Origin of the sequence: Vibrio stylophorae (assembly GCF_921293875.1) — a bacterium.
Classification (GTDB): Bacteria; Pseudomonadota; Gammaproteobacteria; order Enterobacterales; family Vibrionaceae; genus Vibrio_A; species Vibrio_A stylophorae.
The window spans coordinates 1,625,712-1,638,073 of record NZ_CAKLDI010000001.1; the positions used below are offsets into that span (position 1 = coordinate 1,625,712).

Genomic DNA, 12,362 nt, shown 5'->3' on the forward strand with positions numbered 1-12,362 from the left:
AAGTCTTTTGATTCAAAAAGATAGAGTCAGACTATAACTGAATATCAATAACTTAGAAATATGAAACTAAAGGCGCTCGCCCAATTTACCACCAAGCAAGGTACACAACCCCAAACCAGGCAGCCATAGCAATGTCAGGCCAAGCAAAATATAGGGCTGGTTTTGATAATGCGCGACTTCTGGGGCATAACACACCATCACAGGTGCACTGAGCACACTAAAAATCACCACGTGCCGTGTGAGACGTAAGCGGTCAAGATGCCCAAGACACAGACCACAAATGAAAGGGATAAACAGATAGTAATAGGCGCCATAGGGCACCTGCATATGGGTGCTGGCCCAGCGCAAAAAGCCAAATAACGCGGCATACAGCAGCAGAGTCAGCGTCATCAATCTTAGGTTAATCATCTCGTTTCGTCCTTGAAACAGAGTTAGGCTCAGCGCCCTACCAGCGCCATGTGACCATCACACCACCGCCATCGGATTGCGCCCAAGGCACCAGTTGTACATTGTCATCAAATGCATCGGTAAAATACCAACCCGCAATGGTGCCAATCGCGGCACCCGCTAATACATCGCGCCAATAGTGTTTTTCAGCTTCAACGCGCCCCACGCCAACAAGTGTCGCAACGGTATAGGCAGGGACACCCACTTCCCAGCCATAACGACGATAGAGTGTGGTCGCTGCAGCAAAGGCATTGGCCGTATGGCCTGATGGAAAGCTATCGTCATCACTTTTATCTGGGCGCTCAGCATGAATGGTGTTTTTGCCCACAAGCGTTACCGCAGAGGTGCTCCCAACAGACCAAGCGGCTTGCTCAAGCCCTTGCCAATCGTGATGATAGGTCGGCAATAAAAAAGCGGTCGCCACTAAACCATAGGAGCCAATATTGCTCATGGTTTTCCAGTTGTCTTGATTCGATGCATGAGCATTCGCGCTCAAGAGCAGCGTACTGGCAGTTGCAAAAGCGCAGATAAATTTTTGCATAGCATCCCTAAATTGAATGACTCACTGAATCCAAGCTGGATCAATCTAAAAAAACAGGCGAATTGTATCACAGGATGAGACAATTAAGCGCATCGAAAGATGCGTGTTGGCTCGCGAGATGGCCGTTTTTCAGCCGATAAAAAAAGAGAGCGCCAAGGCGCTCTCGCAATTGATATCAAGGATCGATTGGAACAATCAATGCTCGCTCTGGTGCTCTTTTTGATCCTGCGCTTTAGCAAAATCTGCCAGTGTTTGAAAATCACTGGCGTGCCATACCGCACGTTGACGAAGCGCCGAAGGAAGCGCTGAAAAATGCGCTTCATTGTCCTCGGCATGTAACGCAAGCTCTGCCCAATCACTGATTGGGTCACCCGAGCGCAGCGCCGTTGGCAGCGATTCAATCAAGCCATCAGATACACCGTTGGGTGATAGCTTCAGCGCAAGGTGATAATCGCGATGGATAACCACCCACTTATTGGGCAAACGCTTGTCACTATCCCACCAAGTGCCATCCAACGCCTCTATTTGGCGCTCAGTTTCCGCAATTGGCGCCGCGCGATATTGGCGCAGCTTTTTAGCAAACGCCGCGTCCATAGCCTGCTCAAAACCCTGCACAGTCAAATGTGGATCAGCTTTTAAAATCGCCATGGCTAAATTGGCGCCCAGCATATTGGAGTACAGATCTTCCGGTGAAAAGGCAGAGGCGTACTCTTGAAAACCGCTCACCGAAATCATGCCAAACCACTGGGCGATTTCATGCCACTGAGCCAAGCGAAATGCCATAACCCCTGCGATATCTGCCGCCGCTTGGTCGCGCTCAGCCTCACTCAATTGGCGCGCATTGGTTTTGAGCACCACCACCCGTTTGCGAAGCTCTGCAGGCAGGGCAATGGCTTTTTCTTTACCAAGACTGGTGCGAATTTGCTGAAACAGAAAATAGGTAAAATCTGCGGTATCACGGACATGTGCGGTATCGATAAAACCGCCTTTTTGGGTATAAATCAGACCATTATGCTCACGACTAACACCCAATAAACTGCCAGAGACACTGGCAGAGCCATCATTGTATTGATGCTGACCGATGCTCGATATCTCTTGCACGTTGGCTACAGAAAAAAATGGAACCGGCACTCCGGCCACTTCCGCTTTGAGATCTTTACCAAAGGCACAACATGGCCGAACGCCGACAGGTGCAGCGGCTTGTACTGGTAAATGAACCAATGCTAAGGCAGCAAAAAAAATAAAAGAGAGGCTCGTATTTTGTTTCATCATCGATTGACCTATTAAAACGCTTCATTGATATGAAAATAAAAACCACTGCTTTCCTTGCCCATACCAAAATCAAACCGCACATTAATCCGCGGTTTAAAGGCGAATCGATACCCAACTCCCACTGTAGGAAGCCAAGTTTCTCGCCATAATTGCGCAAAATTTGGCGCAATTTGCCCAGCACCAAGCCAAGCCACCACACCGTGACGACCGTTAAGGTGCTGGCGCAGCTCAATCTGCGCGTTGAGTTGATAATGATCGCGATATTGACCGACGTAGTAACCGCGCATTCGGCGATCGCTGCCCATCTTGCTCATACCATACCAGGGCACATCCCCAGTGACGCCTTGACCAAAGATATCCCAAGCTAAAACGCGCTCAGCAGAAAGCGGCCAATACTCGCGATAGTTCAGGGTCATTCGATCAAAGTCATGATCTGATCCTAAACCCTGTCGATAGGCCACCCATTCCGCACTGAGCAAACGGCCTTGGTTTGGATTGGGCTCAAAATCGCGGCTGTCATATTCCAGTGCAATCAAAGTACCGCTGGCTTGCGAGCGATGTTGCTGATTGGGCGCTAATGCAGAGCCTTCATCCACATCAATCTCGCTCACGGCTTCATAATCCCAACCCAAAGTGAGGTAAGTTTCGGGTAAAAACTGATACGAAATACGCGGCGTCAGCTTTAATATTTGCGCGGTTACTTTGGTCTTATTGGCATCATTTTGCGCAGCGGCGCGTCCTTGTCCCCAGTAATAGGTTGGTTCATGGCTTAGCCAAACATCGCCGAGTAAACGCAAGGTGTCTTGCTTTAAATAGGTTCGATTTTCAAAGCCAAGGCCATAGGCACCTGATGTCGAAACAAAAGATTTCACCGACAGCGTTGAATACGGCGTCTCATTTTGCCAATCATGGGGAGCATAGAGCCCCACAGCGGCCACACCAAAACCCAGTCCCTTCTCTGGCGAAGCAAAAGGACCTGGAAGCACACCCCAATCAATCCCTTGTGACACGTCAATTTGCTCGCTGGCGCCCAGCTCTTGCAAAAATTGCTCAAACCAGTCGGTTTTATGGTTTTGAGTCTCGCTTTTTACACTGGCCGTGGACTCAGCAGCGGCATACGTTGCCATGCCAACACTAACAAGGCACAGTGCGCCGCTCGCAATCAGACGTTTTGACAAACAAGCTGCCATAGTTTGACTTAGAATCGATAATCGATGGAAACAAAGGCACTGCGACGCTCACCCATACCAAACTCACCCAAAAGGTACCAATTGGGTGATAGCTGATATTGCGCACCGGCAATAGGGTTCCATTGTGTCGATAGATGCTGCTCCACATAAAAACGCGCAGATTCCAAGTTCGGAATATTCAGGCCGATACTCTTCATATCACCGGACAAAGACTGCTCCACATCTTGATACATACCACCAACCCAAAGACGCAGCGGTACTCCCATTTGGTTAAAGTCGTATCCCAAACGAGGCGAAATCACGATGGCATCAATACCCCCATCAATCACAGTGAGGTTGGTTTTGGTATAACTTGCATCGACTAAGGCAAACCAATTTTCATAACCGCCCACCAGCACCAGACCGGCACCATAAAGATCGCCATCCAAGTTCAACTCAAAAGGAAAGCGGGTTTCTTTTTGTGAAAGGCGCCCTTTCATCACCACTGTCGTCTTAGAGTGCCCCGTTATTTTGCCCGCCATCCCATAAACATTAAGAAAGGGTAATAGCCATACATCAGCGCGAAGGTTCAGTACCTCTGTCGATTGCGTACCACCTTCGGCGGAAAAATCAAATAACTTGCCAACAAAATCAAGTGCAGAAGAACCACCAAACGCAATGGAGTCCACCGCAATGCCTTGCTCTAGGCTCATATAATTCACATTAATGCCAAAAGGCTTGGGGAGCACATACCCCAATGCTTCCGCTTTCTCTTTCCAAATCGGTAAAGAAAAATTTTGGCTATTCGCCATCGGCGATAAAAACAGCAACAGCGCCGACAACAGTCGATTTCGCATTGAACATTCTCAAATTATGGGGAAAAGAAGGGTCGAACATCTCAAGACAAAAGAGCTAACAACGCAGTCAGGCTCTATTGTGAATGACCTTGAACAAGGTCAGGGGTGTCGGCTCACATACTTCATTGGTTTTGCGCACATCATGCGTGAAAAACCTTTATAGAAGCTGACCGATTTTCATGAATGGTGAATTGAAATACAAGTGCTATTGATATTTTACGCAATCATTTTTGGCCGCTATCGCGTGAATAAACAGAGACATATTGACTATTTCGACACAAATACACATCGCAATTTATCTGCGTATTAACCTACTAAAAAATAAACAACTGCTTTGCTTTGCCGTATAGAAGTTCGCCATCACATCCCTTTCACAATGACGATAATGCCCCGCGCTATCACAAAGCGCACGGTACACAGCCAACGGACACTAAGCCAGTTAAATGCAGCTATTACACTTTTAGTGCAGCTTGCTGCGCTTTAGTCAACCCAGAGACCACCAAATCATAGGAGCGTACCATCAGATCATTGAGCATGGCGCCGCTGAGCTCATCACTCAGTGTCACTGTGATCCAATGGCGTTTATTCATATGATAACCGCGCGAAATGGCTTCATATTCATCAACCAAAATATCCACATCCACAGGCGTTGCCTTGAGGGTGATACGCGTTGGTGTCTCATCTTGCGTCACCAAGGCAAACATCTTGCCCATCACCTTATAGACTTTAGCTTCAGGGCCAAATGGGAACTCAGCCTGCGCGCCAGCAAGGGTCGATAGAAACAGTTCAATGGCTTGTTGATTCATCTGCACATCCTTTATTGACGTGGCAATCATTCTCTACACCTCATATTAAAACAATAGCCCATGGACGCTTTGCTTTTTCTTTTGCACCGCTAAACTGCGCTCTTTTTGCTGAGCCAACCGCTATGAGTCGCAAACCTGATCGCCAAACTGCCATGCAGCAAATCATTGACCAAGCCCTCACGACTTTTCCGCTTTATGATGCGGACACCTTTGTTTGTGGCCCAGATAATCTATGCATCGGCTGTCCGAAAAAGCTAATGGAACTGGTCGAAACAGAAGTCAGCTATTGGCAACATGCGCTCAAACGCGGCGTCATACCGCAATTTGATGAGATTCGCCGTTTTGGCAAACTCTGTAAAAACGTGCACCGGGGACTGGTGCGCAATCAACGTATTTAACGACATCTATCCAAGCCGATTGGTGATCACGACCCACTCGTCACCGCCTGAAGATCGCAGACAAAATTCAATGCTTGCTGCAACGCCGCTTCACAATGGACAGACCAATGTTTATGCGCTTGGCAGCACTGTAAAAATTGCACCAAACACTGAAGCTGAGCACGATTAAAATGCACCAGACGCATTTTGGTCTCTTCTACATAGGCTGGTTTTGGCGCCAAGTTATAAATCAAAAATTGAATTTCACTGCGATCGCGCTCATCGATATATTTTAGGCAATGCAGCAAATAGGATGGCATGACCCAAAGCCAGCCAGCTGCCGACAAACAAGACATCTCATGTTGCACCACGCGAATCGCCGCTTCTGGCAATGGATGACGTTGATATTCAGCAAGATCATCACGCAAAAATAGACAATGAGGACAGCCACGAGGATGAAAGGTCAAGGCCATGCCTTGAGGCTTTTCCATGGCGGGAAATGCATCTGCAATCTGGGTAAATAAAGACTCAATGGGCACCAAAAACACTCCATGTTGCAATCCCATCTTTTGGGGGTATCCAGCAAACCCAATTCCATCTTTTTCAGCAACTCCAAGCGAAAAAACTGACGCCACGATCGCAAACAAAATCCCTTGTTACAGCGCATTTCATCGCAGTATTTACCACCGTCGTGACTCGCATCATCACAGATTAGCGCTGATGATGCAGCTTTTGACTCAACCAAGCCGCCAAACGACGCACTTGCGGCAAAATCAGTAAATTCAGCGTTAAAGCGATGGGCCAAGCGATACTAAAGCTATGAAACCAGCGATTCAGTAACATGGCATCAATCCCCGTATTGATGGTGGTTAAGACACCAGACATACAGCTTGCCATGGTCAATGAAGATAAAACGGCCGTGAGCCAAAATTGAATGCGAGTCATTCACCCTCTTCTGTTTTCTCGATTTACTTTTGATAGCAGCAGACTAATACTTAGCGTAAATCGAAAAAAGAGGGAGAAATTAAAGCGTGAATTCCATATATGGAAACATGGATGATTTATATCTATTTTGCCAAGTGGTCGAAGCTGGCTCCTTAAAACAGGCGGCGCAAACACTCAAACAACCACTTTCAACCCTCTCGCGCCGTTTGCACCTATTAGAGCAACGTTTCAATATTCGACTGTTAGAAAAACAAGGACGTGAGCTGGTTGCAACGGCTGATGGACAACGCCTTTTTGAGTCTATTTGGCAAAATTTTAACCATGCGCAATATGGGCTGGATCATTTTCTTCATGACCAAAATGAAGTGCGAGGCCATATCAATTTTGTCGCGCCCTATACCATGTATCGCAATCGCCTCAGTCACATTATCGAACAATTTATGCTCGATCATCCCCGCGTCACCATGGATGTTGAACTGAGCTTAAGCGATCCCATTCTACGTACAGACCGCGACTTAGTGATCGCTTTTCACACTGGCGAGCGCAGTGATATTATCGCCCGCCCACTGTTTACGGCTGAATTCAAGATTGTCGCCAGCAAGCGCTATATTGCGCAATATGGGCGGCCCCAAACGCTGGATGCATTAGCGCAGTGCCGCTGGCTAAGCTTAGTACACAAGCCGCAAATGGAACTCTTTAACCAGCAAGGCCAAGCCGTGCCCTTTCGCGCCAATGTGGTGATGACGCTCAACGATGTCACCTTGCAGATTAAAGCCATGCTTGCAGGTGTCGGCATTGCCGCCATTCCAGTACACCATATTCCTGAATCAGCTGATTTAGTGACCTTGATGCCCGAATATCACCTATCGCCATCGCGCGCATTTCTTCTATACAAAGCGCGCCAACATCAGCCCAAAGCACTCACTACGTTGATTGAGCGCATCATGGCTGAGCCCATTTATGTGCCGCCGGCCAATTAAGCGCAAATCGTTAAACCAAGCGCACGGCTTGCAACCAAGACTGGGCTAAAAACTAGAATAGACGCAAAGAAAAAAGGCAAAAAACGAATTCGCTTTTTGCCTTTTTCTTTATATTGCACCGCTACTCTTCTTCACCATGCCTTGTTGCTTGCTGATAAAGCAGCGACAAGGCGTCATCCGCATTCACATTGAGCTCATCGACCAAGGTTCGCACCATATCATCCACTTCATCAATATCTGCATGCATATGCTCAGCAATCATGCGGGTCATTTCAGAGGACGTCATACACCATCTCCATTTTACTGCCTTCATACATTCAGTGTAGGAGATGGGCTGCGCGCTTAAAAATTGTCGGTGAACTCTTTTTGAAAATAGAGCACTTTTTGCAGATAACGGCGCGCTTCATCTTTTGGATGTTTGGTGGTGAGCGCGTTATACACCCCACGTGGCGACGTTGCATTGAGCTTTGACATAGCACGTTTGCGATCCTTATCAAAGGTCGCAAGTACCCCGCCGGTTCCCCCGTTATAGGCGGAAATCATACTAAAGTGACGTGATGTTGGATGCTTCACATCGCGCAGATAACGCGTTTTTAAAATATAGAGATAAGCCGCACCAGTATCGATGTTATTAGCAGGATCAAACAGATACTCTTTGGTTGGAATACCCGGCTTATTTTTCACCAATTTAAATACATCAGCACCGGCTGTTTTTGGAATCACCTGCATCAAACCATAGGCACCCGCATGACTCACGGCATAGGGGTTAAAACTACTTTCTGTTTTGATCACCGCGTAAATTAAGTCTTCTGAAAGGCCATATCGCTTGGCTGCGGCTTGCACTAAACTGGCATATTTGTATTCACGCTGCTCAAGGTGATCGGACACCATATCGATCTTGACGTAATAGGCGGTATTCCCGTTTTTCAGCTTTTTCTCTTGCAGCTTATTGGCAATCAAATAATCAGCATATCGACCCGCACGCCACTCCCAGCGAATCGGCTGCCCTTCATGGTCCACCACTTGCCCCAATAAAAACGGCTGGCCTGAAATCACCGCTTCTTTATCGCTAAAGAGCTCGGCATCTTTGGGATCGGCTGGCATCAAGAGGGTATGCACAATCGCTTTACGCAATTTGTCTTTGGCGCTCCAGCGTGACACCGTAGAAACATAAATTTCGCCTTGGTCAAAATCGATATGCGCGCGAGTACGATAGCCATCGATATATTTCACATAGCGATGCTTACCCGCCTCAACATAGTCTTTATCACCCCACTCTTTTTTGGCATGCGCCTCAAGCAAGGAGAAAAGAAATTCGATGGTTTTACCACTGGTAGTTGAAGGCGTAGAGCCCTGTTGAGGGGGCGGCGAAGAAGGCGCGCAGCAGCCTGTCACCACCAGTAAACAAAGAAGCGCAACTGCAGAAAATTTCATAACGCCTAATTCACTTGAAAATAAAACGCCATTTTATACACAACAGATTGATTTTGAGGATAAACAGCGCTCACAAATTTTTATCGACAAGGTAATTAGCTGCGCTATTGGTGATTGAAACGACATAAAAAAACGCGCCGAAGCGCGTTTTTTTATTACAAGCAATGGGCATTAGCCACGAATGTTCAAGAATGCAGCACCACGAACACCGCCTGAATCGCCATATTTTGCTTTGACAATGCGCGGGGCACGAGCCAGAGACAAAATATATTTTGGCAGACGCTTTGGCAGCTCTTCATAGATCAGCTCAAAGTTTGAAAGACCGCCGCCCAAAACGACCACGTGCGGGTCCATACCAGTAAAGATATTACCAAAGCAGATCGCCAACAGTTCCATGAACTTATCAACAAATGCTACGGCTTTCTCATCCCCTTTGGCATTGCGCTCAATGATCTCAATCGCTTTTAATTGCTCGCCATATTCAGCGGCATAAAGCATTTCAAAACCACGGCCAGAAAGGTAGTTATCGATACAGCCTTTTTGACCACAACCGCAATCAAAGATAGGTGCATTTTCACCTAGGTGGAAATAGGCATCAATCGGCAAACGGGCATGACCCACTTCACCTGCAACATGGTTAAAGCCAGAGAAGACCTTACCCTCCACGACAAAACCGCCACCAAAGCCAGTCCCCAGAATCAAACCAAGCACAGAGCCTTGATCTTGCAAGTCAGCATCCCAAGCTTCAGATAGTGCAAAGCAGTTGGCATCGTTATCGAGCTGAATTTTACGACCGATTTTGGCTTCTAAGTCTTTGCGCAATGTACGCCCTTTTGCCGCAGGTACGTTGCTGGTTAGCACTTCACCGGTATCTGCTTTTTCAATACCCGGAATACCCACACCGATAGCACCTTGGGTTGCAAATTCTGCATCGTATTTGGCAACCAAATCCGCCACTGCTTGCAGTAGTGCTTCATAGTCGTCACCTGGGGTTGGCACACGCTCGGTTGCAACGCGCTCTAACTGCTCGTTAAATGCGCCAAACTCAATTTTTGTGCCGCCAACATCAAAGCCGTAATACATCTCTGTCTCCTTTTGGTCATCACTTGATCGGATCACGCTCTGGGCATCATGACCAAGGATGTTTCAATCTTGATTTGCTAACTGGCTGTTTATCAGGGTTATTTATTACACGCAAAAAAATAAATCACAATTTCGCAGTAAATTTGATGCAACCCATGCAAGTGGTTAAAATTTAGGCTCTCTGCTCATTTTTCCTGCCAAATAGCGCTCTTTAAAGAGATCAAAACGCTCATTCAATGCATCCGCTGCATGAGGACAATCTGCAAGCTCAAGTACCATGGCCGCAACCTCAGCGGTTGCCAAATGGTTCTCTTTTGCCGCCACTCGCATTTGATAACGCGATAAGGTTTTCGGACAAATTGACAGCATGGGCAAATGGTGTAAATAAGGACTTTTACTAAAGATTTTCCGTGCTTCTCGCCAGCTGCCATCAATCAAAATAAACAGCGGTGTTTTGCCCGCAGCAACGGCGACTTGATGCACGACTGGTTGCTCTGGCTTGGCATATTCATCGGGAAAGACCAAAAATGGCTGATACTGAGGATCGCTAATTTTTGCTAAAAGTTCTTCGTTTGGCTCGTTACGTGCCCAAATATAGCCAGAGGTGTCCGCTATCACATCGGCGATTAAACGCCCTGTATTGCTGGGTTTGAGAATTTCATCGTCATACATCAAGAGTAAAACAGCTGCATTGCATGGCGTGCGATGGGACACACCACAAATACAGTAAATTTCGCGCAGCATACAGCGATCGCAGCGCTGCATTTTGCCGCCGCGCGCATTAAAGGGACGACGAGAGATTGCCAAGCGTTGCTGGCGCAGTAGATGAAGTGCGTGGGGTAACATGAAATTGGATCAAGCAAAAAAACACCGGCGCATTCTACGCCGCTCATGGATTCCTGCAAGCGCTGCCCTATTTTATCGCCAGTGGTATTGCCACCATGCAATGACACCCTAGATCTTGCAATACCACACTTACAAACATGGCAATCGCGACAATTTACCGATGCTATCACACTGATATTGCACGCACCTTATCAAACCTTCTCACGAGAGCCGCTCAATTCATTGAGCGATGAGACACCTGTCATTGGGCACGGCTTCATGACAAAAGGTGAGACACTGTCATGCCCCTCATTTTGCTGCTGCGATTTTGCCACCGCGACGACTGCGCGCTGGCGACTGGCAAGGATTGGACTGAGCCGTTCAACCAACCCATTGTAAATTGATGCGTACTCCTCAATGAGCTTGAAGTTAGCGGCATGCATCGGCGCTTGTAGTGCTTGGCTGACCTGATGGCGCTGCTGATGTAAACGCCAAATCAGTTGCACGCCATAGCCGATTAAAATAAGGCATGCAGAAAGCCATAGGGCGTAAAGGGTTGTCGGCGGCTTTACGGCTAAACGCTGCTTAAGCCTTAGCAATTCAGCTTGAATCTGTTGCTGACGCTGATTTAAGGCTTGCGTCATCAACATCACTTGAGATTGAAAATCCGCCAAGGCCATGGATTGGCGCTGCTGCAAATCCACCAGCGCCATATGCTGCTGCAACAAGCCCTGTGTTGAGAAACCCAGTGCGACCATATCAAAGGGCACCAAAATATTGTGATAGTTCACAAGGCTTGGTTCGATGCGCATCAGTTCCTGCAAACTCACTTCCATTCGCGCAAAACTGTGCTTGAGCTGGCGCAAATCTTTTCGTGCGCGCGCACCATTTTGTTCCACTAAATAGGCAAGATAAGCACTTTCCATTGCTGCAGAGTTATTGACAAAGGTGGTGACATACTCTGTCGCTTCTGGGTTATCAGCAAATAAAATCAACCCCACACGGCTCATCTCAGCGCGCACCATGGTGATCGCATAGCTAAACTGACGTTTTTTATCCGCAATCTCTTGCGCCAAGGGAATGAGTTCCCCTTGATAGTGATAAAGCACACGTCCAGATTGTTGCAGTTGCTGCCACGGTTGATCATTACGAATATTGAGTAACAAGGCTTGCTGCGCTGAGGATGGCAGCTGTTTTTTTGCTGCTTCAAAGGCTGCATGCTGCTGTGTGAGGCCGCGTTCTAAACGCTCAAAACGAGCGATCGCTTGTTCTAACTCACCACGAGCATTGCGCTGCACCACATCGTTGGCCCACTGCCCTAACTCAAAATTAAGCTGTTTTAAGGTTTGATGATGCTGGCTAAGCGGCCAATATTGCTCAAAAAAGGCATGCTCATCGCTCAATCGCGCCATTTTTTGTGACTGATACAATCCCGCCATGAGCATCAGACACAGAACCATCAAGCACATCCAAAGGATCAGTGCTCGTGAAAGACGCCATTGGCTCACTTGAACTTGAGATAAACCTTGCATTGAACCTGCTGAATCCATTGACAACAAAACACGCTCCCTATGTCAATCCATTGTCTTTGACGTGATTGAAACAAGAGAACAAGTCAATGCGATG

Annotated in this window: 15 protein-coding genes; 2 read left to right on the forward strand and 13 right to left on the reverse strand. The window is 47.4% G+C overall.

Annotated features, from left to right (window positions below; translation table 11 throughout):
• Positions 1–66: 66 nt before the first annotated feature.
• The 6 genes from L9P36_RS07475 to L9P36_RS07500 form a co-directional block, all read right to left on the reverse strand.
• Positions 67–408, reverse strand: a complete 342-nt coding sequence (locus tag L9P36_RS07475; RefSeq protein WP_237466084.1) for a hypothetical protein — start codon at positions 406–408, stop codon at positions 67–69.
• A gap of 37 nt (positions 409–445) precedes the next feature.
• A complete protein-coding gene (locus L9P36_RS07480) occupies positions 446–988 on the reverse strand; it encodes a phosphatase PAP2 family protein (RefSeq protein WP_237466085.1) in 543 nt (180 codons plus the stop codon).
• Positions 989–1,183: 195 nt separating this feature from the next.
• Positions 1,184–2,260, reverse strand: a complete 1,077-nt coding sequence (locus L9P36_RS07485) for a DUF4056 domain-containing protein (RefSeq protein ID WP_237466086.1) — start codon at positions 2,258–2,260, stop codon at positions 1,184–1,186.
• A gap of 11 nt (positions 2,261–2,271) precedes the next feature.
• Positions 2,272–3,387, reverse strand: a complete 1,116-nt coding sequence (locus L9P36_RS07490; RefSeq protein WP_237466087.1) for a BamA/TamA family outer membrane protein — start codon at positions 3,385–3,387, stop codon at positions 2,272–2,274.
• Positions 3,388–3,458: 71 nt separating this feature from the next.
• Complete coding sequence (locus tag L9P36_RS07495) at positions 3,459–4,286, reverse strand: TonB-dependent receptor (RefSeq protein WP_435532734.1); 828 nt, start codon at positions 4,284–4,286, stop codon at positions 3,459–3,461.
• 452 nt (positions 4,287–4,738) lie between these two features.
• Entirely contained in the window at positions 4,739–5,092 is a 354-nt protein-coding gene (locus L9P36_RS07500; RefSeq protein WP_237466088.1) for an MmcQ/YjbR family DNA-binding protein, read from the reverse strand.
• Between the two features lie 122 nt (positions 5,093–5,214).
• On the opposite strand from L9P36_RS07500, the gene L9P36_RS07505 reads away from it, so the two are divergent.
• Complete coding sequence (locus L9P36_RS07505) at positions 5,215–5,490, forward strand: hypothetical protein (RefSeq protein WP_237466089.1); 276 nt, start codon at positions 5,215–5,217, stop codon at positions 5,488–5,490.
• A gap of 26 nt (positions 5,491–5,516) precedes the next feature.
• Here L9P36_RS07505 and L9P36_RS07510 read toward each other — a convergent pair whose 3' ends face one another.
• Positions 5,517–6,008, reverse strand: coding sequence for a DUF6714 family protein (locus L9P36_RS07510; RefSeq protein WP_237466090.1), 492 nt, complete (start codon positions 6,006–6,008; stop codon positions 5,517–5,519).
• 172 nt (positions 6,009–6,180) lie between these two features.
• The gene (locus tag L9P36_RS07515) at positions 6,181–6,414 is read right to left on the reverse strand and encodes a DUF2798 domain-containing protein (RefSeq protein ID WP_237466091.1); all 234 of its coding nucleotides are present in this window, start codon (positions 6,412–6,414) and stop codon (positions 6,181–6,183) included.
• A 107-nt stretch (positions 6,415–6,521) separates the two neighbouring features.
• On the opposite strand from L9P36_RS07515, the gene L9P36_RS07520 reads away from it, so the two are divergent.
• A complete protein-coding gene (locus L9P36_RS07520) occupies positions 6,522–7,394 on the forward strand; it encodes a LysR family transcriptional regulator (protein ID WP_237466092.1) in 873 nt (290 codons plus the stop codon).
• A gap of 121 nt (positions 7,395–7,515) precedes the next feature.
• Here the strand turns inward: L9P36_RS07520 and L9P36_RS07525 are convergent, their stop codons facing one another.
• From L9P36_RS07525 to L9P36_RS07545, 5 genes are all read right to left on the reverse strand, one after another.
• Positions 7,516–7,680, reverse strand: a complete 165-nt coding sequence (locus L9P36_RS07525; RefSeq protein ID WP_237466093.1) for a hypothetical protein — start codon at positions 7,678–7,680, stop codon at positions 7,516–7,518.
• Positions 7,681–7,736: 56 nt separating this feature from the next.
• Positions 7,737–8,828: a membrane-bound lytic murein transglycosylase MltC gene (gene mltC, locus L9P36_RS07530; RefSeq protein WP_237466094.1), complete on the reverse strand. Its 1,092-nt coding sequence runs from the start codon at positions 8,826–8,828 to the stop codon at positions 7,737–7,739.
• A 171-nt stretch (positions 8,829–8,999) separates the two neighbouring features.
• A complete protein-coding gene (gene nagK / locus L9P36_RS07535) occupies positions 9,000–9,911 on the reverse strand; it encodes an N-acetylglucosamine kinase (protein WP_237466095.1) in 912 nt (303 codons plus the stop codon).
• 165 nt (positions 9,912–10,076) lie between these two features.
• On the reverse strand, positions 10,077–10,757 hold the full coding sequence (locus L9P36_RS07540; RefSeq protein WP_237466096.1) for a tRNA-uridine aminocarboxypropyltransferase: 681 nt from the start codon (positions 10,755–10,757) through the stop codon (positions 10,077–10,079).
• 191 nt (positions 10,758–10,948) lie between these two features.
• Entirely contained in the window at positions 10,949–12,268 is a 1,320-nt protein-coding gene (locus L9P36_RS07545) for a hypothetical protein (protein WP_237466097.1), read from the reverse strand.
• Between the last annotated feature and the right edge of the window lie 94 nt (positions 12,269–12,362).